Annotated in this window: 19 protein-coding genes; 5 read left to right on the top strand and 14 right to left on the bottom strand. The window is 65.3% G+C overall.

Translation table 11 applies throughout. From position 1 onward, the window contains the following. Window positions 1–88 precede the first annotated feature (88 nt). Window positions 89–2,983, top strand: a complete 2,895-nt coding sequence (locus tag BMW72_RS03095) for a putative bifunctional diguanylate cyclase/phosphodiesterase (RefSeq protein ID WP_092107159.1) — start codon at window positions 89–91, stop codon at window positions 2,981–2,983. Between the two features lie 12 nt (window positions 2,984–2,995). Here BMW72_RS03095 and BMW72_RS03090 read toward each other — a convergent pair whose 3' ends face one another. The 12 genes from BMW72_RS03090 to rpoB all read right to left on the bottom strand — a co-directional run bounded on the left by BMW72_RS03090 (window position 2,996) and on the right by rpoB (window position 20,569). Then, complete coding sequence (locus BMW72_RS03090; RefSeq protein WP_092107157.1) at window positions 2,996–3,652, bottom strand: hypothetical protein; 657 nt, start codon at window positions 3,650–3,652, stop codon at window positions 2,996–2,998. A 2-nt stretch (window positions 3,653–3,654) separates the two neighbouring features. Beyond that, window positions 3,655–4,323: a hypothetical protein gene (locus BMW72_RS03085; RefSeq protein WP_092107155.1), complete on the bottom strand. Its 669-nt coding sequence runs from the start codon at window positions 4,321–4,323 to the stop codon at window positions 3,655–3,657. Continuing rightward, the gene (gene pilM, locus BMW72_RS03080) at window positions 4,320–5,423 is read right to left on the bottom strand and encodes a type IV pilus assembly protein PilM (RefSeq protein WP_092107153.1); all 1,104 of its coding nucleotides are present in this window, start codon (window positions 5,421–5,423) and stop codon (window positions 4,320–4,322) included. Before pilM ends, BMW72_RS03085 begins: the two co-directional genes overlap by 4 nt. 6 nt (window positions 5,424–5,429) lie before the next feature. Next, window positions 5,430–6,851: a hypothetical protein gene (locus BMW72_RS03075; RefSeq protein ID WP_134450380.1), complete on the bottom strand. Its 1,422-nt coding sequence runs from the start codon at window positions 6,849–6,851 to the stop codon at window positions 5,430–5,432. After that, entirely contained in the window at window positions 6,842–7,447 is a 606-nt protein-coding gene (locus BMW72_RS03070) for a type II secretion system protein (protein ID WP_092107149.1), read from the bottom strand. The genes BMW72_RS03075 and BMW72_RS03070 overlap by 10 nt, the downstream gene beginning before the upstream one ends. Further along, window positions 7,444–7,878: a type IV pilus modification PilV family protein gene (locus tag BMW72_RS03065; RefSeq protein WP_092107147.1), complete on the bottom strand. Its 435-nt coding sequence runs from the start codon at window positions 7,876–7,878 to the stop codon at window positions 7,444–7,446. The genes BMW72_RS03070 and BMW72_RS03065 overlap by 4 nt, the downstream gene beginning before the upstream one ends. Window positions 7,879–7,914: 36 nt before the next feature. Further along, complete coding sequence (locus BMW72_RS19470) at window positions 7,915–8,355, bottom strand: type IV pilin protein (RefSeq protein ID WP_277871549.1); 441 nt, start codon at window positions 8,353–8,355, stop codon at window positions 7,915–7,917. Between the two features lie 180 nt (window positions 8,356–8,535). Next, window positions 8,536–9,765, bottom strand: a complete 1,230-nt coding sequence (locus BMW72_RS03055) for a type II secretion system F family protein (RefSeq protein ID WP_092107145.1) — start codon at window positions 9,763–9,765, stop codon at window positions 8,536–8,538. Further along, entirely contained in the window at window positions 9,762–11,081 is a 1,320-nt protein-coding gene (locus tag BMW72_RS03050; protein WP_092107143.1) for a type IV pilus twitching motility protein PilT, read from the bottom strand. Before BMW72_RS03050 ends, BMW72_RS03055 begins: the two co-directional genes overlap by 4 nt. Window positions 11,082–11,099: 18 nt before the next feature. Further along, window positions 11,100–12,782, bottom strand: a complete 1,683-nt coding sequence (locus BMW72_RS03045) for a GspE/PulE family protein (RefSeq protein WP_092107593.1) — start codon at window positions 12,780–12,782, stop codon at window positions 11,100–11,102. Window positions 12,783–13,111: 329 nt separating this feature from the next. Then, the gene (locus BMW72_RS03040; protein WP_092107141.1) at window positions 13,112–17,035 is read right to left on the bottom strand and encodes a DNA-directed RNA polymerase subunit beta'; all 3,924 of its coding nucleotides are present in this window, start codon (window positions 17,033–17,035) and stop codon (window positions 13,112–13,114) included. Window positions 17,036–17,077: 42 nt separating this feature from the next. After that, window positions 17,078–20,569: a DNA-directed RNA polymerase subunit beta gene (gene rpoB / locus BMW72_RS03035; protein WP_092107139.1), complete on the bottom strand. Its 3,492-nt coding sequence runs from the start codon at window positions 20,567–20,569 to the stop codon at window positions 17,078–17,080. 349 nt (window positions 20,570–20,918) lie between these two features. Here rpoB and BMW72_RS03030 point away from each other — a divergent pair, with 349 nt between their 5' ends. From BMW72_RS03030 to BMW72_RS03015, 4 genes are all read left to right on the top strand, one after another. Continuing rightward, a complete protein-coding gene (locus tag BMW72_RS03030; RefSeq protein ID WP_092107137.1) occupies window positions 20,919–21,803 on the top strand; it encodes a spermidine synthase in 885 nt (294 codons plus the stop codon). A 139-nt stretch (window positions 21,804–21,942) separates the two neighbouring features. Further along, a complete protein-coding gene (locus BMW72_RS03025) occupies window positions 21,943–22,542 on the top strand; it encodes a hypothetical protein (protein ID WP_241983934.1) in 600 nt (199 codons plus the stop codon). Window positions 22,543–22,729: 187 nt separating this feature from the next. Beyond that, window positions 22,730–23,890 (top strand): PQQ-dependent sugar dehydrogenase, encoded by a 1,161-nt coding sequence (locus BMW72_RS03020; RefSeq protein ID WP_241983933.1) that lies wholly within the window; start codon window positions 22,730–22,732, stop codon window positions 23,888–23,890. A gap of 58 nt (window positions 23,891–23,948) precedes the next feature. Further along, the gene (locus tag BMW72_RS03015; protein WP_092107135.1) at window positions 23,949–24,443 is read left to right on the top strand and encodes a SprT-like domain-containing protein; all 495 of its coding nucleotides are present in this window, start codon (window positions 23,949–23,951) and stop codon (window positions 24,441–24,443) included. Between the two features lie 67 nt (window positions 24,444–24,510). Here the strand turns inward: BMW72_RS03015 and BMW72_RS03010 are convergent, their stop codons facing one another. Both BMW72_RS03010 and BMW72_RS03005 read right to left on the bottom strand, forming a co-directional pair. Beyond that, window positions 24,511–25,776, bottom strand: a complete 1,266-nt coding sequence (locus BMW72_RS03010; RefSeq protein WP_092107133.1) for a coiled-coil domain-containing protein — start codon at window positions 25,774–25,776, stop codon at window positions 24,511–24,513. A 30-nt stretch (window positions 25,777–25,806) separates the two neighbouring features. Further along, on the bottom strand, window positions 25,807–26,247 hold the full coding sequence (locus BMW72_RS03005) for an EVE domain-containing protein (RefSeq protein ID WP_241983932.1): 441 nt from the start codon (window positions 26,245–26,247) through the stop codon (window positions 25,807–25,809). Window positions 26,248–26,267: the final 20 nt, after the last annotated feature.

The following is a 26,267-nucleotide window of genomic DNA, read 5'->3' as shown; positions in this document are numbered from 1 at the left end:
GAGCATTCATGTTGCTTCGGGGGTGGTCGTCGACATAACCTTAAGCATCGTTCGGCACCGAGCCCTTCGGAACTGAAGGGCTCTCCCCATGCTGCAAATAGCACGACTGGCTGTCTCCGTTGTTGGAGCGACCACCGTGATCGTGATCGTCGGCTGGTACACCGGCATGATGGTGCTCACCAAACTTCCCGGCTTTGCGTCAATGAAGCCGACCACCGCTGTGATTTTGTTGTTACTCGCGGTGGGGCTGCTCCTCATCGATAAGCAGCGGGTTGCCGTCACGATCGGCACCGTGGTGGCGCTTCTCGGCACCCTGACCCTGGTAGAAGTGCTGATGGGCAGGTCGATCGGTATCGACACCATTCTGATGGGCATCAGACCCGGCACCGGTTCGCTCCTTATGGCCCCCGCCACGGCGCTCGTCGGGCTTCTCCTTGGCTGTTCGCTGGCGACCAGTGGCCTGGCCCGCACCTGGCTGTCCCCCGCTTTCGCGCTTCTGGCGTTGTGCGGAGGCCAGATCGCTTTTTTGGGGTATCTCTATGGGGCGTCGTCGTTGTACGCGTTCGGCAGTTTCGCCGCCATGGCCCCGCAGACCTTCGTCTGCACGATCGTTCTGGGTTCCGTGCTCCTGCTGCACCGCTACGAAAGCAGCCCCGCCGGACTGCTCGCGGATCGCGGCAGTGCCGGAACTCTGCTGCGCTGGGCTATCCCCTTTTTCATCATCGGCCCGCTGGTGCTCGGACTGGTACGCCTCTGGGGGCAGCAGGCGAACCTGTACGACACCAAATTCGGGGTGGTGTTGCTCGTCATCACCATGACGGTGCTGGGTTGCACCGTCAGTTGGGTCGCAGCGGCACGACTGCGCGACCTCGACCGCCTGCGCGACCACGCGACCGTCGAACTTGCCCAATCGATCGCCGGTCTCGAATCGGCGGTGACGGAGCGTACCGCCGAGCTGGCCGACACCGCCCTGCAGCTGAACGCACTCGTGCGGCTCGCCCCCGTTGGCATCGTGGAGCTCGACCCGACCGGCGCTCTGCTGACAGCGAATGACCAGTGGCTGGCCCTCAGCGGCCTGCGCCTCGACCAGTCCCTCGGGTCTGGCTGGGCGGCCGCGATCCACCCCGACGACCTGGAGCGGGTGACCAGCGAGTGGGCGGCGCATGCCGCCGCCGGCACCGCGTACCAGACGTCGGTGCGCTTTCGCACGCCCAAGGGTCGCATCAACTGGGTGCAGGTGCACACGTCGCCGACCGATTCAGACGGGGTGGTGGTCGGGCATGTGGCGGCCGTCACCGACGTGACCGCTCTGCGCGTGGCCGAGCACGAGGCATCCGCTGCCCGCGCCCGTTTCGAGGCAGCCTTCGAATCGTCTCCCCTCGGAACGGCCATCGTCACCCTCGACGGGTACGTCGTCGAGGGCAATCGACGCCTGTTCGAGCTCGCGGGACCGGCAGGAAAGGTGCTGAACCGGCCCATCGAGAACATTTTTCAACCGACGATTTCAGCGGATGAAAGTCACCCCGTCACCCCGCCGGCTCGCCGCCAGTCACACCAGTCGTCCGAGCGCCAGCTGCGCGGTAGCCACGCGCAGGAGATCACCGTCAACGTCAGCGTCGCCGAGATTCACGAGGACGCGCGGGTGACCGGGCTGCTCTACCAGCTCGAAGACATCACGGCCCGGCTAGTGGCCGAAGCACGGGTGGAGCACCAGGCTTTCCACGATTCCCTGACCGATCTGCCCAACCGGCTGCTGCTGCTCGGCCGTCTCGACGACGCCCTGCACGCGGCTACGCAGAGCGGGCGCGGTGTCGGGGTACTTTTTCTCGATCTGGACGGCTTCAAGGCCGTGAACGACACGCTCGGCCACCAGGCCGGAGACGCCGTTCTCGTTGAAGTCGCCGCTCGTCTGGTGGGCGGCGCCCGCGCCAATGACACCGTGGCCCGCATCGGCGGCGATGAATTCGTCGTGCTCTGCCCCGACATCGCTTCGACCGCTGAGGTGGCCGTCATCGCCGAACGTCTGCAGCAGTCGCTCGTGCAACCGATCCGTGTTGGCACGGCGACCGCATCGATCGACGCGAGCATCGGAATCGCGTTCGGCAGTGGCTCGTCCGATCCCGAATCGCTGTTGAGTGACGCCGACCAGGCCATGTACCTGGTCAAGAATCAGGGTCACGGTGCGGTTGAAGTCGGCGGCGAACGCGTTCGCGCGGTCACGTCAAACCGGCTGGAGACCGAGACGGCCCTGCGCGAGGCCGTCGGCCGCGGCGAGATCGAGACCTGGTATCAGCCCATCGTCGACCTCCAAAACGGCGGGGCGGCCACGGTCGTCGCGACCGAGGCCCTGGCGCGCTGGCGACGCCCGGCCACCGGAATCATGATGCCGGGCGACTTCATCGCCCTCGCCGAAGAGTCCGGCCTCATCGCCGACATCGGCCAGGCGGTGCTCAACCAGGCCTGCCTCGCGGCAACGGGGCTCGACCGGGTGACCGTCAGCGTCAATGTCTCGGCCCGCCAGTTCACCCGCGACGATTTCAGTGACGTGGTGCGGCAGGCCCTGCGCGTGTCCGGGCTTCCGCCGGAGCAGCTTTGCCTGGAGCTGACTGAAAGCTCCCTCCTCGACGCCATCGGCACGGCCGCCGCGACGTTCGCCGAGCTGCGACAGCTCGGCGTGCGCCTCGCCATCGACGATTTCGGCACCGGCTATTCCTCGTTCACGCACCTGCGGGCTTTCACCTTCGACCTGCTCAAGATCGACATGACCTTCATTCAAGGCATCGAAGAATCGGGCCGCGACCGCGGAGTGGTCGAGGGAATTCTGCGGCTGGCTGACGTGCTGCACCTCGACGTGATCGCCGAGGGAATCGAGACCGCCGGTCAGCGCGACCTGCTGCGCGAGATGGGCTGCCGCTACGGTCAGGGCTATTACTTCTCCCGTCCCTCGCCGGCGGCGCAGCCCACCCTGGTCGCGCACCCGTGAGATCGCCCGAACTCAGTCCGTGTTGAGCAGCACGTAGACGATCCCCGCGATCTGGCCCGTCACCTGGTCGGGAACGTCGGCGCTCGGGGTGCCCGAGCTGAACGAGGTCACCGTCATCAGACGCTGACCGTTGTGCAGGCCGTCGAGAAATTGCAGTACGGCGTCGAGACTTCCCGTCACCGAGATCGTGACCGGCACGGCGACGAAATTGTCTGTGGTCACCAGTGGGCTCGGCGCGGCGGAGGCCGCATCCGCAGCCTCCGGCACCGTCGTGTCGGGCGTCGCGTCGGGCACCGTGGTGTCCGGTGCTGACGTGTCGGGCACGATCGGCGCATAGGGCAGTGCGTCGGCCGAGGAGAATTCGGTCAGGGTGACCGAGGTGCGGGCGGCGATCGCGTCGAGCTGACCGACAAAGGTGGGAAGCGCTGCCCCCTCCGGAATCGCCTCCCGAAGCACCGCGAGCTCGTCCTGCACCGTCTCGAGGCCGTCGAATTCGCGCTGCAGGGCAGCGAGCTGCAATTCGTAGACGTCGTTCTGCGCCAGCGCCGCGGTGCGCGTCGCGCGTGACGCGCTCAACTCCTCGAGTTTGGGTGAGATACCGAACGTGAATCCGGCCGAGACGACGAGCACGATGACGAGTATCGCCCCCACCAGCCACCATCTGGTCATCGTCACTGGGTCACCTCGGCTTCTGCGAATCGGTTGGAGAATGCCTCGGCGTTGACGTGCAGGGTGAGGCTCACCTCGTACCCGCCGGAGTCGAGCAGCGCCACCCGGTTCGGTGCGCTGTCCGCGTAGCCGGGCAGGGTCGCCATGGCGTCGAGCCAGTCCGGAACGCTCGGCAGGGTCGGGCTGGTCAGCGTGAGACTAACGGTGGCCACGCGCCTCGGCTGCAGCGGCGCGGTCGACTGCCCGTACGGCGCCCACGGCGAACCCGCGTCGAGCACCACGGCACTGATCACGACGTCGCCGGGCAGGCGCGTGCGTATCTGCTCCAGGTAATCGGTCCAGTTGATATCAACGGATGCCGCCAGGCGGCGCGCCGCGACCGTCGCGTCGACCTCCTCCTGCGCCCGGCGCACCTCCACGTACTCACCCTGCGCGGCGAGGAGTTCGGCCGTGCGGGCCTCGACGACGGCGAGGCTGGCCTCGCTGCGCTGCGCTTCCCAGAAGACGGCCGCGACGCCTCCGGCCGTGACGAACACGACCGCGACGACCGCGACGGCGAGTGCGCGGCGCAGCCGGCCTCCCTTCTGCTCGGCCGTGACTTCGGGCGGCAGCAGGTCGACCCGGGGTTCGCCGCCGATGACCGGGTCGTGCAGGGACTTCGCGGCGCTCATGCTGTTCGTCCGAGCGCGAGACCGAGTGCAACGAGATAGTCACCGCGGGAATTGACCAGCCGCTCGGCGTCGACGCCTTTGCCCACGGCGAGACCGCCGGTCGGGTTCGGCGGTACGACCGGCAGGCGGGTGAGGTCGGCGAGTTGGGCGGCGAACCCGCCCAGCCGGGCTCCGCCGCCGGTGAGGACGATGCGGGTGACGGGCAGGTCGCTGCGGGTGTGGATGAAATAGTTCACGGTGTTGCGCAGGCTCGCCAACAACTCGCTCACTCCCTCGTGAATGACGAGCGCAGCGGTCGCAGCGGCGCCGTCGGCAGCGGTATCGACCGACCCGCCGGCATCCACTGTGCTGGCCGTGAGCGGCCCGCCGAGGCCGATTCCCGACGCGCGTTTGAGGGCTTCCGCCTGATCGGCGGGCAGGTCGAGGTGCGCGGTCAGGGCCTGGGTGAGGTCGTCACCGCCGGCCGGAATGAGCCGCACGAACTGGGGCACACCGGCCGCCGTGATCACGACACTCGTCGTGCCGGCGCCGACGTCGATCTGCGCGACGACGTCGTCGGTGGGACCGCCGCGACGAATGGCCCGGCTGAGGGCGAACGGAATGAGGTCGACCGCCACCGGGTTGAGACCGGCCAGCTGCACCGCGCGAACGTTGCGCAACACGACATCTTTCACCGCGGCGATGAGCAGTCCATTGAGCTGCGGCCCCGACTGGCCGTCACCGGGCATCGCCTTGATCGGGTAGAAGTCCAGCAGGGCCTCGGACACCGGAACGGAGAGCAGGTCCTGCACCTGGAACGGCAATGCTTCGCGGATGCTGCGCATCGGTTGCGCAGGCACGGTCAGGTCGCGAGCAACCACCCGGTGATTGCCCATGCCGATGACCACATTCTTGCTGGTGAACTTGCCGCCGGCCCATAACCGTTTCAGCTGGGAGGCCACCGTGTTGGGCTCGAGAACTTCGCCGCGCCCCACGGCACCGTCGGGCAACGCCTCCTCATGAAAGCGCACGATTGTTGGTTGCTCCCGGCTGGCGTCGGCCAGTTCAACCGCGCGCAACGAGGCCCGGCCGATGTCGATGCCGACAACGTGGCGCGTCATTGTGTGTTATCCATCGTTCAGGTCCCTCATTGACGTCATGTTTCCCAGCCGGGCAACAGCACCGGCCGAACCTCCCCCGGTGACCGTGCCGGTCTCGAGGTCGATTCCCGGCAGCCCGAGCGGCGCGGACTCGAACCGGGTGTTGTTCTTGAAGTCGTTGGCGCCGTTCGCGTAGAGCTGGCCGCGCCATTCGAAGTTGTTCATGGCGTTGAACCGGCACGGGGTGTAGGTCATCGCGTCGAGTGTGGGCGCGATCGTGAAGCTGTTTTTCATCCAGAAGTCGCCCTGCAGCACACCGCAGGTGGGCAGCTGGTCGGCCACCAGGTCGGGCGTGATGAACCAGAGCTTGTGCCGCGCAGTCGTCGAGGACTGAAATTGCACATTGTTGACGAAGGTGAATTTGTTCGCGAAGATCACGACGTCGCCCGGCAGCTTCACCGTGCCGACGGCGGTGACGCCGAGCGGGCAAAGGGCCAGGGCGTTGATGATGATGGGTTTGCCGCCGTTCACCGCCACGGCCGCGGCCAGAAGGCTCGTGTCGATCGTGCAGCCGAGGCCGATCGGCGCGACGCGGTACGGCAGCCCGTTCGCGTCGACCCAGTCGCTCGGCACGTAGTTCAGGTCCACCCAGGCCGGCACGGTCGGAATGGGCGTGCCGACGGTGTTCCGGGTGTAAACGCCACCGATCCGGCTGGCCCGCTGGGCCGCGGTCAGGTTGACGCTCGCCGCGGTCAGGTTGCCGGTAACTGCGCCGAGCGTCGCCGCCCCGGATGCCCAGGCGTTGCCCTCGATGGAACATCCGCTGATATTGAGGTTGCCAGCCGCTACGACGACATCGCCCTCGATCACGGTGTTGTTGGAGCACGACACGTTGCCGTTTTTCACCTGGATGGCCGCCCGGCCCGACTCGGCAACGAGCAGGTTGGCGTTGTTCATGAATACCACGCCACCGTGGAGATACATGGCTGCACCACTGGGCTGCACGCCGGGGGGCACGGCCGATTCGTAATCGAAGATGGCCTCGACCGTGGCCTCGTCCGACGCCGGGCCGGTGAGCGAGCTGCCGGTGGATTCGACGCGCAGCCGCACGGCCGGCACACCGACCGGCGGGCAGCCCGCCACCCAGGCGTCACCGGTCCCGCTCACTGAGTACGACACCGCGGCCGTGAACTGCGGCGACGAGCGCGAGAAAGCGGGGCGACAGGTGCCCGTGGTCAGGCTGAGTTGGGCGGCGCTGACACCGCTTTCGGCGGCGGCGACCGATTGCACCGACGCCCGGGTGCTGCGGGTGAAATCGAGCGAGTACAGCGTGGCCGTGGTCAGGGTGAGCGTGATCACGATCAGCACGCCCATGACGCCGATCACGGCCATGAGCGCGCTGCCCCGCTCGGTGCCCGGGTGGCCGAGCTGTCTTTGGTTCAGAGGCACGGGGCACCCACCGTTGCGAGTGTGCGCGGCGTCACCGTCGTGTTGACGATCACGGAGGGCTGGGTGCCGGCCTCAAGATCGAGGGCGATCGTGATGCGGTCGTTGACCCCGCCGAAAACCGCTGAGCCGTTCGTGCTGACGCCCTCGCCGAGCTTGATCCAGCTCGCCAGGTCGCCGCCGGGTGCCGCGATGAGGCTCGCCGGTGAAGTGCGTTTCGTGTAGACCGAGCCGCCGGCCGCCGGTGTGTAGAACCATGCCTGGCACGCCCACACCACGGATGCCGCGCTGCCCGCTGTTCGTGCCACCAGGAGTTGGGTGTCGTCGATGTTCTGCAACGACACCTGTGAGGCGTTCCGCACGCCGGACTGCACCGACCGGCTGATCAGCTGGCCGAGATTGGTCGCTTCGGTCGTGCTGCGCACGTCACGCTCGGTTCCGACCGAGCTGATCAACATGCCGCCGACGATCACCAGTATGACCACGGCAAAACTCACGTAGACCAGTAGTTCGATCAGGGTGAATCCCGACTCCGGCGCCGTCGAAGCGGATGCAGCGGTGCCTCTGGCAGCGGAGCCGGTCACGGCCGCGCCGGTCACGGCGCATCCAGCAGAATGAGAGTCTCCGCGGCGGCCAGTTCCTCGGATGAGCCGACGTCTGACACCCAGACCCGCAGCTGCACGACGCGCAGGTACGGCTCGACGCAAACATCGGACACCGGCAGGTCAAGGCTGAGGTGCGGTTGCAGCAGACCACGTTCGGTCGACACCACCGCCGGAACGATCGCGGTGATGGCCTTGACCGCTGAGCAGCTCGACCCGGCGGCCCCGACGCGCTCCAATTGCTGGGCAACGATTTGGGTCGCTTCGGTGAGGCGAGCGTTCGCGGCGGTCACTCGAACGCTCTGCACCAGAATGGGAAGGAACGCCACCGCCAGGATCCCGATCAGGAACATGGCCACGACAATCTCCACCACCCCGAAACCGCGCTCGTCGCACGGTTCCGGGACGCGTTTCGGCCGCGAGGGCATGGTCGCCCCTTTCACTGGTGGTTAGCGCAGGCGCGGTTACGGAGTTGTTGCAACTGCGACGAACGCCGTGCTGCAGGTGCCTTGGACGGCGGCCCCGTTGTCATCAATGGCGAAGGTTCGCGTCGAGCCGGTGTATTTTCCGCTGATGCAAAAGGCAGCGGCCGAACCGGTGAGCGTCACGGTGACTTCTTTGCTCTCGGTGTACGCGCTCGCGGCGGCCAGGCTGGCGGGGAAGGTGTTGGTGACCATCTCAGCGACGACGGCGGTCTTCGCTTGGGTGATCTGCGCCTTGACGGCGCTGTCCTTGGCGCCCTCCTGCTGGTTGAGGAAGATCGGGATGGCCACGGCGGCGAGCACGCCGATGATGAGCACGACCACGAGCAATTCGATCAGGGTGAAGCCCTGTTGCCGATCGCGAATCGCGGTGCGTGTGCGGGTGAGTGCGGCCAGGGTGCGGTGAATCATCGGTCGAATCATGAGCTTGTGTCCTTATTGCTGTGCAAGAGTTGCTGCGCAGGAATTGCTGCAAATATTGCTGTCGAGGTGGGGATGGTGGGTAAATGGGAAATGCCAAAAAATCACCTGTTTTGATCTTACGGTTTCAGTCCCCTTAATGGGGGTCTTTTCGTAAAGTCGTTCTCCGTGACCTCAGATGGACTATTTCACGTACTCGAAGATGCTGAACATGGGCAGGTACAGGGCTACGATCATGCCGCCGATCACCACACCGATGAATGCGATCATGAGCGGCTCGATGAGGGCCGTGAGCTGCTCGGTGGTGGCCTGCACCTCCTGGTCGTAGAAGTCGGCGACCTTGGCGAGCATCTGCTCGAGTGCGCCGGCATCTTCCCCGACGGCGATCATCTGCACGACCATCGGCGGAAAGATCGGCTCCAGCGCCAGTGGACCCGCTATCGAGCCGCCCTGCCGCACCGACTCGGCGACCTTCCGCAGGGCGGATTCGATCACCCAGTTGCCGCTCGTCTCGCCGACGATGGCGAGCGACTGCAGAATAGGCACACCAGCGGCGATCATGGTCGAGAAATTGCGGCTGAACCGCGCAATAGCGAGCTTCATGAGCAATCGACCGAAGACCGGCAGTTTGAGCTTGAACGGGTCGAGCCGGCGGCGCACCGCTTCGGTGTTCTTGTTGGTGCGCCACCAGAACGCGAGAGCGGCGCCGAGCACCAGCAGAAGCGGCCCGAGCCAGACCATCATCCTGGACAGCACCACGAGCACCTGGGTGGGCAGCGGCAACTCGCCGCCGAGCCCGGCGAACATCTTCTCGAAGACCGGCACGATGAAGATCAGCATGCCGATGACGGCCAGCACCGCCATGATGAGCACGACGACCGGGTAGGCCAGCGCCGACTTGATCGTGTCTCGCAGCTTCACTTCCGATTCGAAATTGGCGGCCACCGAGGTGAGCGAACCTTCGAGAAAACCCCCGGTCTCGCCGGCGCGCACGAGGTTGATCATGATCGGCGGAAAAACCTGCGCATGCTTCGCCATAGCCTCCGACAGCGACGCTCCGGTTTCCACCTCGGTGCGAATGGTCGCCAGGATTCGTGCGAGCTGTGGGTTTTCGGTCTGCTCAGAGAGAATGTTCAGCGTGCGCAGCAGGGACAGCCCCGCACTGGTCATGGTGGCCATCTGTCGGCTCATGATGGCGAGGTCCTTCAGCCCCACCCCCTTGGAGAAACCGGGGATGTGCAATTCCCGTTTCAGCCCGGTACCGACGCTGACCTCCGCCACCGAGATCGGTGCAAGTCCCATGGTACGCAGACGCTGCGTGGCCGCGTTCTCGGACGCGGCATCGAGGCGGCCGCTGACGATCTTACCCACCCCATTGCGGCCCCGGTAGGCGAAGACGCCGCCCGTGGTCATTGCGGTTCCCGCATGGAGTAGGAGTCACCAAAGTCGATGCCGTCCGATGACGCCGGACCGGCTGCACTGTCGCCCGCATCCGACTGTCGCAGCAGCTGGGCGAGGCTGGCCCGATCCTGCGCCTTCTCTTCGGCTGCTTTTCGGGTGATGAGCCCGGTCGTGACGAGTTCGGCGAGGTGCTGGTCCATGGTGTTCATGCCGAGGGCCCGCCCGGCCTGCATGGCCGACGGAATCTGATAGGTCTTCCCTTCTCGGATCAGGTTTGCGATGGCCGGGGTAGCCACGAGCACTTCAATGGCCACGGCCCGTCCGCCACCGATTTTCTTGATCAGTGCCTGGCAGACCACGCCTTGCAGGGTCGCTGCGAGCTGGGCGCGCACCTGCTCCTGTTGGAACGGCGGGAAAACATCAATGATGCGGTCGATGGTCTGTGCGGCATTCTGGGTGTGCAGGGTGGCGAATACGAGGTGCCCCGTCTCCGCAGCGGTCAGCGCCACCGAGATGGTCTCCAGGTCTCGCAGCTCACCGATCAGGATCACATCGGGGTCCTGCCGCAGCACGTGTTTGAGAGCGGATGCGAAGCTGTGCGTATCGTGGCCCACCTCGCGTTGGTTCACCAGGGATTTCTGATGCTTGTGCAGGAACTCGATGGGGTCTTCGACGGTGACGATGTGATCGGCCCTGGTGCGGTTGACGAGGTCGATGAGGGCGGCGAGCGTTGTCGACTTGCCCGATCCGGTCGGTCCGGTCACGAGCACGAGGCCGCGGGCCAGCTGGGCGAAATTGCCGACCGATTGGGGAACGCCGAGATCGGAGAGCGGTCTGATCTCCAGCGGGATCAGCCGGAACGCGCCGCCGACCGAGCCGCGCTGAATGAAGTAATTCACTCGAAAGCGGGCTCCGCCAGCCGTGTACGCGAAATCGAGCTCGAGTTCACGTTCGAACTGCTCGAGTTGCGCCGCGGTGAGCAGACTGTGCAGGGCGGGCGTGACCTTGTCTCGCATCCACTTGCTGGAATTCTCCAGCGGTCGCAAATTGCCGTCGACCCGCACGCACGGCGGAGCCCCCACGGTGACGTGCAGGTCGGAGGCGCCGAGATCGAGCACGGTCAGCAGTGCCGCAATGAGATCGGGGTCAGGCCCTTCGTCCAGCGGCGACCGCTGGCCGCGTCGGGTCGGCTCGGCCGCGTCCTCTTCCTCGCGCGCCGCTGCCCCGCTGGCCGGTTCCGGCACGTCGAGGGCTGGATCGTCGAGGGGCCAGGCCGCGCCGGCCGCCCCCGGGGGCGTGACCGGGATTTCGTAGATGGGGTGGGTCATGACACTGGTCCTTTCGACCTAAGCGACCACGCGCAGAATTTCTTCGATGGAAGTGAGACCGAGGCGCACCTTGGCCCACCCGTCGTCACGCAGGGAGATCATTCCCTGCTCCCGGGCAGCGAGCGTGATTGCCGCGCTCGAAGCCCTGGCTACACAGAGACGTTCGATTTCCTCGGTGACCGTCATCACCTCATGTACGGCAAGCCGGCCCCGATAGCCGGTGTGCGAACAGTTGATGCAGCCGGCGGCTTTGTAGATCACCGTCGGTCTCGCGTGGGTGAATCGTTCGACGTTGGCGTCGAATCGGAGGGACGTCAGTTCGTCAATGCTGCGCGTATCGGGCACCTTGCAGCGGTCACACAGGCGGCGGGCCAGCCGTTGAGCCACCACGCAGTCGAGGGCACTGCCCACGAGAAAAGGTTCTATCCCCATCTCGGTGAGGCGGGTGATCGCGCTCGGTGCGTTGTTGGTGTGCAGGGTGGAGAGCACAAGGTGACCGGTGAGCGCCGCCTCGATCGCGATCTGGGCGGTCTCGTGGTCGCGAATCTCACCGAGCAGGACAACGTCGGGATCGCACCGCAAAATGCTGCGGAGTGCGCTCGCAAAGGTGAGGCCCGCCTTCGGGTTCACCTGCACCTGGTTGATGCCCGCCATACGGTATTCGACGGGGTCTTCGACGGTGATGACATTGATCTCCGCACGGGCGACCGAGTGCAGGGTCGTGTAGAGAGTCGTCGACTTTCCCGACCCGGTCGGCCCCGTCACGAGGATCATGCCGTAGGGCTTGGAGTAGGCCTTCTTGAAGTCGTCATAGTTGTGGTCGAGCAGCGACAGTGCGCGCAGGTCCATGCTCGTCGTCGAGTTGTCGAGAATACGCATCACGACCTTTTCGCCCCAGACCGTCGGCAGGGTCGCTACTCGCAAGTCGATTTTTCGACCGCCGTGACTGACCGACATGCGGCCGTCCTGGGGTTTGCGCCGTTCGGCAATATCGATATCAGCCATGATTTTGAGGCGGCTGATCACTCCGTTCTGAATACTTTTCGGCGCGCTCGGCATCTCGTGCAGCACGCCGTCGATGCGATAGCGCACCCGCAGGCTTGCCTCTCCAGGCTCGATGTGAATGTCACTGGCCTTGTCCTGAATGGCCTGGCTCACCAGCAAATTCACGAACCGCACGATGGGCGCGCCGTCGTCGTTGACCTCGTCGCTGGGGTCCGGCGTCGACGAAATGGAGTCGTGTTCTTCCTCGAGCGTGGTCGTCAGGTTGCTGAGCTCGTCGTCGGCACGGTGATACCGCGCGATGGCCGCGAGCAGGTCCGATCTTTCGGCGACGACCGGGGAGACCCGCAGGCGGGCAGCTTCACCGACATCGTCGAGCGCAAACACGTTACCTGGGTCGACCATCGCGAGCACGAGACGTCCGGCCACGATCCCGATCGGCAGCACCTCATGGCGTCGACAGATCAACGGTGACACGAGGGCGAGGGCACTCGCCTCGACCGCGTATTCGAGCAGTTCAACGAAGGGGAGGTTGGCCTGGGCGGCCCGCGCCTTGGCGAACTGCAGCTCGGTGATCACTCCGCTGTCAACGAGCCGCCGCACGGCGCCCTCGTCGGCCGGATCACCGGCCATCAGGGTGTCGAGCACCTCGATCGGCAGCAAGCCGTGCAGAATGAGAATCTCGGTCAGGGTTGCCACGCGGGCCTCCCCCGAACTGGTCACATCTACTCTAGACCCCGAGTATACGTCCCCCGCCCCCGTTTTTTCTCCTCCCCTCCACTTCCCTCTCCCCTGCGCCCTCTGCCCTTCCGGCACTTTCCGGGCCCGGGCCCGGAAAGTGGGACCACGATAGATCATGGGCCCAGTTGCCTAAGGTGGTCCCGGACGGCGGGGCGCACCTGCGAAGCCAGCGGGCGGCATCCGCTTACCCTGCACATGCTCGCCGACCCGTGTGTGCTCGCCGACCCGGGCTTAAATAACGGATGGCCCCTGCCGAAGCAGGAGCCATCCGTTGGTGCTAACCGAGGTTAGTTGTACGTACCGGGAGCCAGGTCGTCCGACGAGAAGCTGTCGAAGTCGACGAAGCTCAGGTCACCCTCGTTGAACGTGGCATCTTCGGTGAAGATGCGGTTCGGGTAACGCTCAGCCTTGGCTTCTTCCGTTGCCTCGACGGTGACGTCGCGGTAGCGGGGAAGGCCGGTGCCGGCGGGGATCAACTTACCGATGATGACGTTCTCCTTGAGGCCCATCAGCGGGTCGCTCTTGCCTTCCATGGCCGCCTGGGTCAGAACCCGGGTGGTCTCCTGGAAGGAAGCGGCCGACAGCCAGGACTCGGTCGCCAAGGAAGCCTTGGTGATACCCATGACCTCCTGGCGAGCGGATGCCGTCTTCTTGCCCTCGGTGAGCGCCGTGCGGTTGAGGTCGTTGTACTTCAACCGGTCAACGAGCTCGCCCGGAAGCAGTCCGGTGTCGCCGTGTTCGACGACGGTCACCTTGCGAAGCATCTGGCGAACGATGACCTCGATGTGCTTGTCGTGAATCGGTACACCCTGCGAACGGTAGACCTCCTGCACACCGGAGACGAGGTGCTTCTGCACCGCGCGAACACCCTTGACACGAAGAACTTCCTTCGGGTCGACGGCGCCGATGATGATCTGCTGTCCGAGCTCGACGTGCTGGCCGTCTTCGACGAGCAGGGTCGAACGCTTGAGCACCGGGTAGGCGATAGCTTCGTCGCCGCTGTCGGGGGTCAGGATGACCTTGCGGCCCTTGTCCGAATCCTCGATCGTGATGCGTCCGGCGGAGTCGACGATGGGCGACGCACCCTTGGGGGTACGTGCCTCGAACAGCTCCTGAACACGCGGCAGACCCTGGGTGATGTCGTCAGCGGATGCCGACCCACCCGTGTGGAAGGTACGCATGGTCAGCTGGGTGCCGGGCTCACCGATGGACTGCGCGGCGATGATACCGACGGCCTCACCGATGTCGACGAGCTGGCCCGTGGCGAGCGAGCGGCCGTAGCAGACCGCACACACACCGACGGCCGACTCACAGGTGAGCACGGAACGCACCTTGATGGTTTCGACACCACCGGCGATGAGCTTCGCGATGAGCACGTCTCCGACGTCGTCTCCGGCGTCGGCGATGACCTCACCGGCAGCGTTGACCGCGGCTGCGGCCAGGCTGCGAGCGTAGACCGCGTTCTCAACGTTGAAGTCGACCAGGAGGCCGCCGTCTTCGTCGCGCAGGAGCGCACCGGTCGTGGCATCGGTTCCGGCGATGGGCAGTTCGAGACCCTTCGTCGTTCCACAGTCGTCTTCGCGGATGATGACATCCTGCGAGACGTCAACGAGACGACGGGTGAGGTATCCCGAGTCAGCGGTACGCAGAGCCGTGTCGGCCAGTCCCTTACGAGCACCGTGAGTAGCAATGAAGTACTCGGCGACGGACAGGCCTTCGCGGTAGCTCGAGATGATCGGGCGAGGGATGATCTCACCCTTCGGGTTGTTCACGAGGCCTCGCATGCCGGCGATGTTACGCACCTGCAGCCAGTTACCACGAGCACCTGAGGTGACCATGCGGTTGATCGTGTTGTCGGCCGGGAAGTTCGCCTGCATCGCTGCGGCGACGTCTTCCGTGGCACGGGTCCAGATCTGGATGAGCTCCTGGCGACGTTCGAGGTCGGTCGTGAGACCCTTGTCGAACTGTGCCTGAACCTTGGCGGCCTGCTTCTCGTAGCCGGCAACGATCTGCGGCTTGTTCGGCGGGGTGAGGATGTCACTGAGCGCAACGGTGACACCGGAACGGGTTGCCCAGTAGAAACCGGCATCCTTGATCCGGTCGAGGGTTGCAGCGACCTCCACCTTGACGTACCGCTCCGCGAGGTCGTTGACGATGGTCGACATGGTGACCTTGTTGGCAACGTCTTCGAAGTACGGGTAGTCGGCCGGAAGCGCCTCGTTGAAGATGGCGCGACCGAGGCTCGTGGTGACGAGAACGGTTCCGACAGCCTGACCGTTGACCAGTTCGACACCCTCGGGCTGGGTGCCCTCGGTGAAGTACTTGTCGGTCAAGCGGATGCGCACCTTGGCATTCAGGTCGAGCGACTTCTGGTCGAACGCGAGAATGGCCTCCGACACGGTGGAGAATGCGCGGCCTTCTCCGACCACACCTTCCTTCAACGTGGTGAGGTGGTGCAGACCGATGATCATGTCCTGGGTGGGCAAGGTCACCGGGCGGCCGTCAGACGGCTTGAGGATGTTGTTCGAGGCGAGCATCAGGATGCGTGCCTCGGCCTGGGCTTCAACCGAGAGCGGAAGGTGGACGGCCATCTGGTCACCATCGAAGTCGGCGTTGAACGCCGCGCAGACGAGGGGGTGCAGCTGGATTGCCTTACCTTCAACGAGCTGAGGCTCGAAGGCCTGGATGCCCAGACGGTGCAGGGTGGGTGCACGGTTGAGCATGACGGGGCGCTCGCGGATGATCTCCTCGAGCACGTCCCAGACCTGCGGACGCGAGCGTTCGACCATGCGCTTGGCGGCCTTGATGTTCTGAGCGTGGCTCAGGTCGATCAGGCGCTTGATCACGAACGGCTTGAACAGCTCGAGTGCCATCTGCTTGGGCAGACCACACTGGTGCAGCTTGAGCTGCGGGCCGACCACGATGACCGAACGGCCGGAGTAGTCCACGCGCTTGCCGAGCAGGTTCTGACGGAAACGACCCTGCTTTCCCTTGAGCATGTCGCTCAGGGACTTGAGGGCACGGTTTCCGGTACCCGTGACCGGGCGACCACGACGACCGTTGTCGAACAGTGCGTCGACAGCTTCCTGCAGCATCCGCTTCTCGTTGTTCACGATGATCTCGGGAGCTCCGAGGTCGAGCAGACGACGCAGGCGGTTGTTGCGGTTGATCACACGACGGTAGAGGTCGTTGAGGTCGCTGGTCGCGAAACGGCCACCGTCGAGCTGCACCATCGGGCGCAGTTCGGGCGGGAGCACGGGAACGACGTCGAGCACCATTCCGGCCGGCGAGTTGCCGGTCATGATGAAGGCGTTGACCACGCGCAGACGCTTGATGGCGCGGATCTTCTTCTGACCCTTGCCCTCGGCGATCTGCAGGTGCAGGTTTTCGCTCTCGGTGACCAGGTCGAAGGCCTCGAGGCGCTTCTTGATGGCTTCGGCGCCCATGTAGGCCTCGAAGTACATGCCGAAACGGTCCTGGAGCTCGTGGAAGACGGAGTCTTCCGGCTTCAGGTCGCCGACCTTGAGGGTGCGGAAGTCTTCCCACACACGCTCGAGGTGAGCGATCTGCTCGTCCAGAGACTTGCGAATCTGGCCCATTTCCTTCTCGGCGGCGTCCTTGGTGCGCTTCTTCTGGTCGCTCTTGGCGCCTTCGGCCTCCAGTGCTGCGAGGTCGGTTTCGAGGCGCTGCAGGCGATCGGCGATGCGCGAGTCGCGGCTGGACTCGATGGTCTTGAGTTCGAGGCGCAGCTCGTTCTCGAGGCCAGGCATGTCCTGGTGGCGACCGTCTTCATCTACCGTGATGACCATGTAGGCGGCGAAGTAAATGACCTTTTCGAGGTCCTTCGGAGCCATGTCCAGCAGGTAGCCGAGACGCGAGGGCACACCCTTGAAGTACCAGATGTGCGTGACGGGGGCAGCGAGTTCGATGTGGCCCATGCGCTCACGGCGCACCGACGACTTCGTGACCTCGACACCGCAACGCTCGCAGACGATGCCTTTGAAGCGAACACGCTTGTACTTGCCACAAGAGCATTCCCAGTCCCGTGAGGGTCCGAAGATCTGCTCACCGAACAGACCGTCTTTTTCCGGCTTGAGCGTGCGGTAGTTGATGGTTTCGGGCTTCTTGACCTCACCGTGCGACCAACGACGGATGTCGTCTGCGGTAGCCAGGCCAATACGAAGCTCGTCAAATGTTGTTACGTCGAGCAATTTCTCTCCTTGGAAAGTTTTCGAAGTTTCTTTGGACCGGGCTTAGATGTCGTCGATGGACGACGACTCAAACCGGGTGGAAATGTTGATGCCGAGTTCTTCCGCAGCACGGAACACCTCGTCATCCGTGTCGCGCAGGCTGACTGCGGTGCCGTCGGCCGAAAGCACTTCGACGTTCAGGCAGAGCGACTGCATTTCCTTGATAAGAACCTTGAAGCTCTCGGGAATGCCGGGTTCCTGGATGTTCTCACCCTTGACGATGGCTTCGTACACCTTGACGCGGCCGAGGATGTCGTCAGACTTGATGGTCAGGAGTTCCTGCAGGGCGTAAGCGGCTCCGTATGCTTCGAGCGCCCACACCTCCATCTCACCGAAACGCTGGCCACCGAACTGCGCCTTACCACCCAGCGGCTGCTGCGTGATCATGGAGTACGGTCCGGTCGAACGAGCGTGGATCTTGTCGTCGACGAGGTGGTGCAGCTTCAGGATGTACATGTAGCCGACGGACACCGGCATCGGGAACGGCTCGCCGGAGCGGCCGTCGAAGAGCTGGGTCTTTCCGGTGGAACCGATGAGGCGTTCGCCGTCGCGGGTCAGGGTCGTGGAGTCCAGAAGGCCCTCGATCTCGATCTCGAGCGCACCGTCGAACACCGGGGTGGCGACCTTCGTGCCGGGGGCTGCGCTGAAGGCGTGCTCCGGAAGACGAGCAGCCCACTTCGGCTTGCCCTCGACGTTCCAGCCCTGCTTCGCAATCCAGCCGAGGTGCGTTTCCAGCACCTGGCCGAAGTTCATTCGACCGGGGATGCCGAGCGGGTTGAGGATGATGTCAACCGGGGTTCCGTCGGCGAGGAACGGCATGTCCTCGATCGGCAGAATACGGGAGATGACACCCTTGTTGCCGTGACGGCCGGCGAGCTTGTCACCCTCGGTGATCTTGCGCTTCTGGGCGATGAACACGACAACGCGCTGGTTGACGCCCGAGCCGAGCTCGTCGTCGCCGTCCTGCGAGTCGAACACCTTGACACCGATGATGGTGCCGCGCTCACCGTGGGGAACCTTGAGCGAGGTGTCGCGAACTTCGCGGCTCTTCTCGTTGAAGATGGCGCGCAGCAGGCGTTCCTCAGCGGAGAGCTCGGTCTCGCCCTTGGGCGTGACCTTGCCCACGAGGATATCGCCGGGGCGAACCTCGGCTCCGATGCGAATGATGCCACGCTCGTCGAGGTCGGCGAGGAAGTCCGGCGACACGTTGGGAAGGTCGCGAGTGATCTCTTCCTTACCCAGCTTGGTGTCGCGGGCATCCACTTCGTACTCTTCGATGTGAATCGAGGAGAGGGTGTCGTCTTTCACCAGGTTCTGGCTCAGGATGATCGCGTCCTCGAAGTTATAGCCTTCCCACGGCATGAATGCCACGAGCAGGTTCTTTCCGAGGGCGAGTTCGCCCTGGTCGGTGGCGGGTCCGTCGGCGATGACCTCGCCGGCTTCGATGCGCTCACCGGCGTTGACGATCACGCGGTGGTTGAAGCTCGTGCCCTGGTTGGAGCGGCTGAACTTGCGCAGGTAGTAGTCCTGCGTGCCGCCCTCATCGAGCTGGATGGTGACGACGTCAGCCGACACTTCGGAGACCACACCGGGCTTCGACGCGGTGAGCACGTCACCGGCGTCGATGGCCGTGTAGACCTCCATGCCGGTTCCGACGAGCGGGCTGTCGCTGAGAAGAAGCGGCACAGCCTGACGCTGCATGTTGGCACCCATGAGCGCGCGGTTTGCATCGTCGTGCTCGAGGAACGGGATGAGGCTGGTCGCAACCGACACCATCTGGCGCGGCGAGACATCCATGTAGCCGATGTCTTCAGCGGGAACGAGGTCGACCTCGCCACCCTTCTTACGAGCGAGCACGCGGGCCTCGGCGAAGTGCGAGTCCTTCGTGAGCGGCGCGTTGGCCTGGGCGACGATGAAGTCGTCTTCCTCACTCGCGGTGAGGTAATCGATGGTCTCGGTGACCTTGTTGTTGAGTACACGACGGTACGGCGTCTCGATGAAGCCGAACGCGTTGATCTGCGCGAACGAGGCGAGCGAGCCGATCAGGCCGATGTTCGGGCCCTCCGGGGTCTCAATGGGGCACATGCGGCCGTAGTGCGAGGGGTGAACGTCTCGCACCTCGACGCCGGCGCGGTCACGGGACAGACCACCCGGGCCCAGCGCGGACAGGCGACGCTTGTGCGTCAATCCGGCGAGCGGGTTGTTCTGGTCCATGAACTGCGACAGCTGCGAGGTACCGAAGAACTCCTTGATCGCGGCGACGACGGGGCGCACGTTGATCAGGGTCTGCGGGGTGATCGCTTCGATGTCCTGCGTCGTCATGCGCTCGCGAACGACGCGCTCCATGCGGGACAGGCCGGTGCGCACCTGGTTCTGAATGAGCTCGCCAACGGCACGGATACGACGGTTACCGAAGTGGTCAATGTCGTCGATGTCGATGTTGATGTCGGTCATCTTGCCGTCGCGCAGGCCCGGAAGGGTGGTCTGGTTGTCGTGCAGGGCAACGAGGTACTTGATGGTGGCCAGGATGTCCGCGAGCGTCAGTACGGAGTCGCTGAGCGGCGCCTCGAGGCCGAGCTTGCGGTTGATCTTGTAACGACCAACCTTGGCCAGGTCGTAGCGCTTGGAGTTGAAGAAGAAGTTGTCGAGGAGCGCACGCGCAGCCTCGGCGGCAACCTGCTCGCCGGGACGAAGCTTGCGGTAGATGTCCTTGAGGGCTTCTTCCTTGGTGAGGATGTTGTCCTTCTCAAGGGTGAGCTCGATGGACGCGTAGCCCTTGAACTCTTCGAGGATCTGCTCGCTGGTGAGGCCGAGGGCCTTCAGGAACACGGTCACGGACTGCTTGCGCTTGCGGTCGATGCGCACGCCAACCTGGTCGCGCTTGTCGATCTCGAATTCAAGCCAGGCACCACGGCTCGGGATGACTCGGGCGGAGTAGATGTCCTTGTCAGACGTCTTCTCCTGCTCGCGGTTGAAGTACACGCCCGGGGAACGCACCAGCTGCGACACGACGACACGCTCGGTGCCGTTGATCACGAAGGTGCCCTTGGGGGTCATCAACGGGAAGTCACCCATGAACACGGTCTGAGTCTTGATCTCACCGGTGAGGTGGTTCATGAATTCAGCGTTCACGTAGAGGGGTGCGGAGTAGGTCTTACCCTTTTCCTTGCACTCGTCAATGGTGTACTTCTCCGGCTCGAGCTCCGGGTTGGTGAACGACAGCTGCATCGTTTCGCCGAGGTCTTCGATGGGAGAGATCTCCTCGAAGATCTCATCGAGCCCGGTGCGATTCGGCAGGTCCTGGCGTCCGGCTTTCTGGGCCTCGGCGACGCGAGCCTTCCAGATGTCGTTGCCGACGAGCCAGTCAAAGCTCTCGGTCTGCAAAGCGAGCAGATCCGGAACGTTCAAGTGGTCGCTGATCTTTGCGAACGACAGACGCTCGTGCGAGCGGCCGTTCTTGGGTGAGTTGGTGGTTGCGTTGCGCGCAGCAGCCAAGGAAATAACCTCCGTGGACCCCGTCAGGTCTAGTTACTGTTATTGGTGATGACTCCGCAGACCCTCATAAGAGGTGTGCCTCAAGGTGGCTTGAACACGCAAAGCCGACCGCAATATGAAGGCATAGTTTGTCTGGGAGCGCAAGGGTCAACTATATGCCTTCCTGACCGGTGTGTCCACCTAATTGTTGCGATCAAGCAGATTCTCAGGTATAACCCCCTCAGTTCCGGCCGCAAAGGCGGCAAATCGTGGCTGAACGCATGCCGGAGCTCTCTCACGAAACGGATGGCGCGGCGCCGCCCCACGGATCGTGCGCAGTCGGCCCCGTGGGAGGGCGCACACTGGAACCATGAGCACTGGGCGTAAGAGTGAGGCGAGCGACGGGCATCCGTCTGTCGTGTTGACGTTGAGCGGACACACCGCGGTGATCGAGCCTGACCGGTTCACCCCCGGCAGCTTTCAGCTCGTGGTCGACGGCACGCCGCAGTCGCACGTGAACCTCGACCACCCGGACGAGTTGTTCTTCGAGTACATCCAGCGCATCGGGCACGTGATCGACCTGCTCGGCGATCCGCACGAGCCGATCACGGCGGTGCACCTCGGGGCCGGCGCCCTCACGCTGCCGCGCTATGTGGAGGCGACCCGGCCGGGTTCCCGCCAGCAGGTCGTCGAGATCGAGAGCGACCTGATCGACCTCGTTCGCGAGGTGCTGCCGTGGGACAAACGCGCTCAGTTGCGGGTGCGCCACGGCGATGCGCGCGAGGTGCTCGGCAAACTGCCCGCGGGACTGCACGGCGCCGTCGACCTCGTCGTGGTCGACATCTTTTCGGGAGCGCGCACCCCGAAGCATGTGACGAGCCGCGAATTCTTCGCGCTCACCGCCCCGCTGTTGTCGGCGCGTGGTGTGCTCGCCGTCAACGTAGCGGATGGTCCCGGCCTCGCGTTCGCGCGGGGCCAGGCCGCCACCCTCTCGGCGGTGTTCGAACACGTGATCGGTTTCGCCGAGACGCAGGTGCTCAAGGGCCGACGGTTCGGCAATATCGTGTTCGTGGCAGCGCACACGCCGATCGACCTGAACTGGATTCCGCGCTTGCTCGCCAACGGACCGCACCCGGCGAAGGTGATTGAGGGAGCGGAACTGAAAGCGTTCATGGCCGGATCTCTCGTGGCGACCGACGAGACCTCGACCCAGTCACCGCTGCCGGGCCGCACGGTCTTTCAGATCGGGCACTAGCTTGCTCCGGGGCTAATTCAGGAGATGCGGGCGCGGCGCGGGGGCGGCATCCGCTTTCTCGCGGTTGCGCCACGACCCATACTGCGATTTTCCTGATTAAGCCACCGGGCCGGCGCGACACCGTCGGAGCTACGGCCGGATGCCCGCCCGCGGCGGTACTCTGGGTGCACCCGTCAATCACCGCGGCCCCCGGCCGCCCTCGCCATTACAGGAACACACCCTGAGTTTCATCATCGGTTACGACCCCATCACCCTGCGCGAAAAAGTCGACCTGCTGGCCGCCGGCGAGCGGCTGGAAGAACTCGGCAACCTGCGCAGCCTGGCCGCGCTCAACGAGAAGGTTGCCCTGCTGCGCCTGGTCGGTCGGCTCGACGAGGCCTGGGAGATCGCGAACGAGGCGCTGCGCCAGTCCCGGTTCACCGGCAACCGGGAGCAGGCCGTGGCCAGTCGCATCCGTCGGGCGCAGGTTCTGCAGTTTCAGGGCAAACTCCACGAGGCCGCGAGTGAGCTGACCCACTGCATCCTCGACTCCGAGGTGCACGAATGGACCCGCCTCGCCGCCTACGCCCGGCAGCACCGCGGCAAGGTGTACTTCGACCAGGGCAACCTCGACGGCGCACTCGCGGACTTCACCGCCGCCGTGTTTCTGCGCGAGAAAGACGGCGCAGACGCCGACGAGCTCGACAGCTCGCTGCTCGCCGTGGCCGTCGTGGAGTCGCACATCGCGGCGCGCGGCTGACCCAAGCCAGCGGGCCCGCGTGCATAACTCCTGCAATTCGGCGCAGACCATGGAAACACGCCCGGAATCACGCGGTACCCGCTGCGTTCAGCCCGAAATTGCAGGAGTTGTGCACCATCCCAGACGGAACGTAGCCGGTGACCGAGATCTACGGCATGCTGTGTTCACCACGAAGGCGAGGTGAACGGTGACTGATCTTTCGCTGCGTCGCGCGGTTTTCTCCGTGTCGGCCGTGCTGCTGGTGCTCGCGGTGAGCGGATGCACCGCCGCGGCACCGCGCGCCACACCGGCGACGTCCACACCGGCCGGGCCCGCCCCGACCGCCACGGAAAACGGCCAGCTGACTCCGGTGCATCCGCTCGGCGAACCGGTGGTGATGGCCTCGGGTCTCGCGGCTCCGTGGTCGATTCTGCCGCTTCCAGACGGCGCCACGCTCATCAGCGAACGCGACACCACCCGGGTGCGTGAGTTTCTGCCCGACGGCAGCCTGCGGGAGGCCGGCAGTATCGCGGCGGCGCGACCCGGCGGGGAGGGTGGGCTGCTCGGTCTCGCGTTCCTGCCCGACACCTCTGCCCCGGGCGGCGCGGGCTGGGTCTACGCCTATTTCACCACCGCGTCCGATAATCGCATCGAGCGGATGCCGCTGGCCGGCTCCCCCGGCAGCCACACCCTCGGGGCGCCCACCCTCGTGCTGGACTCGATCCCCCGCGCCGGGAATCACAACGGCGGTCGCATCGCGTTCGGTCCCGACGGACTGCTCTACGCGAGCGTCGGGGACGCCGGAAACACGGCCACTGCCCAGGACACGGGCTCGCTCGGCGGTAAGATTCTGCGCCTGACGCCCACCGGGGCCGTGCCGGAGGGCAATCCGTTCGGCACGCTCGTGTACTCGTTCGGGCACCGGAATCCGCAGGGCCTGGCCTGGGATTCGCGCGGTCAGCTCTGGGCAAGCGAGTTCGGCCAGAACACCTGGGACGAACTCAACCGCATCGTGCCCGGCGGCAATTACGGCTGGCCGATGGTCGAGGGCCAGGCGGGGGATCCGGCCTATGTCGATCCGGAACAGCAGTGGTCGACCGACCAGGCCAGCCCGAGCGGAATCGCCATCGTCAATGACACCATCTTCATGGCGAGCCTGCGCGGGGAACGACTGTGGAGCATCCCGATCACGGCTGCCTCCTCCACAGACACGCCCACGGAATGGTTTGTGAACAGGTATGGCCGCCTGCGCGACGTGGTGCCGGGGCCGGCTGACACACTGTGGTTTGTGAGTAATAACACCGATGGCCGGGGATCCCCGGCGGCCGGCGACGACCGGCTCTATCAAGTGCAGGTGGCGCCCCGATGATGCACGCGCCCCATTCCCCCCAGGCACCCGGTTCTGACGCGGCAACGGCGGGCCCTTAATGGCCGACCTCGTTCAGGTGCGCCGGTGGGCCGATGCGCTCATCGCGCTCCACCTCGACCCCAGCTGGACCTTCGGCTTCGACAACGCGAAGAAGCGGGCGGGCCTGTGTAATTTCAGTAAGAAGCACATCACCGTGTCGCGCTACCTCGCCGCGCGGTATTCCGACGACGACGTGCACCAGATTCTGCGGCACGAGCTCGCTCACGCGCTGGCCGGTTCGCGCGCCGGGCACGGCCCGCGCTGGAAGAAGATGGCGTTCGAGCTCGGCTACGACGGCAAGCGCACCCACGACGGTGAGATCGCCAACGAGCTCGCCCCCTGGGTGGGCACCTGTCCCGCCGGGCACACTCACTTTCGCTATCGACAGCCCACCCGGCCCCTGGCCTGCGGCCTCTGCGCCCGCCGTTTCGACCAGGCCCACGCCATCACCTGGTTGCGGCGCGAGATCACCCCGGCGATCCGGCGCCGGGCTGCGGCATCTGCTGGCCCCTAGCCGTTCTCCTTCAAGCGAGCGCACCTCCAGCGGATGCAGGTGGGGGCTCGTACACTCTCGACCTCGTCTAGTGCGTGTCGTAGCGGGCGAGGGCGTCGGCATCCGTTGCGAGGGTCATCGCCCGGCGGGCGGTGTCGAGGGCGGTCACCGGGTCGGTCTCGGCCACGGCGATCGCCAGCTGGCGCTCGGCCTCGGCCAGGCGGGTGCGGGCGCCGGCCTGCACCCGGCCTCGATTCGCGGCGACGAAGTCGTGGGTGACGGTGATCTGGCTGCGCGCGGTGAGCAGCGCGCCGGCCAGGGCGGTGCGCGCGTTGTCGAGGCGCAGCTGACGGTTGCGCGCCTCGGAGCGGATGCCGTCCAGCCCGTTCATCGCCGTCTCCAAGGCCACAAGATCGGCGGCCGGGTCACTGCGCCGTCCGGCCTCACGCAGAGAAGCCTGCACCGACGCGGCGGCAGTGATGACCTGGTTGAGCGACGCGCTCGCGTCGGATTCCTCGTGACCATCGCGCAGGGCGCGGGCTTCGGCGAGTTCCGACCCGGCCGATTCCAGCGCTTTCTGCAGGTTCGCGAAGCCACGATGCAGCTGGTCTTCGCCGGTTTCGATGGCATCGAGCAGCTGCGTGGCCTGAAACAGCGCGTGCTCGGCGGCCTGCAACTGTTCACCGACGGGTTCGGACGATGCCGCCTCGAGGCGGGCCGCCGCAGCATCGGCACTCACCCTGGCCGCGTCGAGAGCCGTGCGGGCCCGGTCGACGTTGCCGCTGATCGGCGCTAGGGCCGCCGCGGAATAGCTCAGCCCCAGCCGGGTGAGGGTGCTCGTGCCGCCGGCGACCCGGTCGGATACCCGGTCGAGTCGGCGGCGCAGCTCGTCAAGCTGTTGCGGCGCATTGCGTTCTACGCCGCGCTTGGCCGTGAAATCCCGGGCTTGGCTGGTCAGCCGGTTGGTCGCCTCATCGGCGAGCTGCACGATCTGCTGGTTCCAGCGGGTGCGTTCGGCCGCGCTGTCCGGTACGGCATCGTCGAGTTTCTGCTGCAGCGCGAAGGCGTCGCTGAGCTGCCGCCGGGAGGTGCCGAGCGCGGCCGCGAACTCCCGGGTCGACGATTCCCCGAACTGCGCGATTGCGAAATTGAGCTCGTCGGTCGCGTCCTGCACGAGGTCGTCGGCGCGCACCAGGCTGCTCGCCGCGGTGCGCTCCAATTCGGTGGCCGCCGCGCGCACCTGCCCGAGTCTGGCCCGGGTGCGCCGCCGCGAGGCAGTCACCAGCGCCCAGACTCCGGCCACAACGAGGCCGATAACGATGACCGAGGGTACCCACCAGAGATCGCCATTCATATCAAGAAGTCTAATGAGGCATGCTGGGTGCTACCGGTCGTCGGCGGAGGGCCGGCGCATCTGTTGCCGAATCATCTCGAAGTCGTGCCGCGAGATCTCGAGCACGCCGCGGCGCAGCTGAAATCCCCAGTCCGAGTTGCCGCGAGTCAGCTGCAGCACCGGCAACAGCGGGCGGATGCTGGTGGGCCAGGCATCCAGGTCGTAGTCGGCCCGGCGCCGCCACGGCCGCCACTCGTTGCCGGGGTCGCCTACCCGATAAGCGTGCGCATCCGCTATTCGACCGATTGCGGTGAATTCCTTGAGCGGATCGCCCTCGATCGCGGTCTTCGGCGAGTAGTAGACGATGCCGTCGGCCTCACCCATCTGCGCGATCACGTCGCCGGCACCGCGATTGGCGCGGGCAATGCCCAGATCGACCCCGCGCAGCACGTGCTCGCGGTGCACCACGCCGAGCCAGAACCGAATTGCCACCCTTCATTTGTACTGCATCC

The sequence above is a fragment of the Cryobacterium luteum genome, from assembly GCF_900110125.1.
GTDB classification, from domain to species: Bacteria; Actinomycetota; Actinomycetes; order Actinomycetales; family Microbacteriaceae; genus Cryobacterium; species Cryobacterium luteum.
The sequence above is the reverse complement of the archived record's forward strand: the minus strand, read 5'-3'. Positions and strand labels throughout refer to the sequence as shown.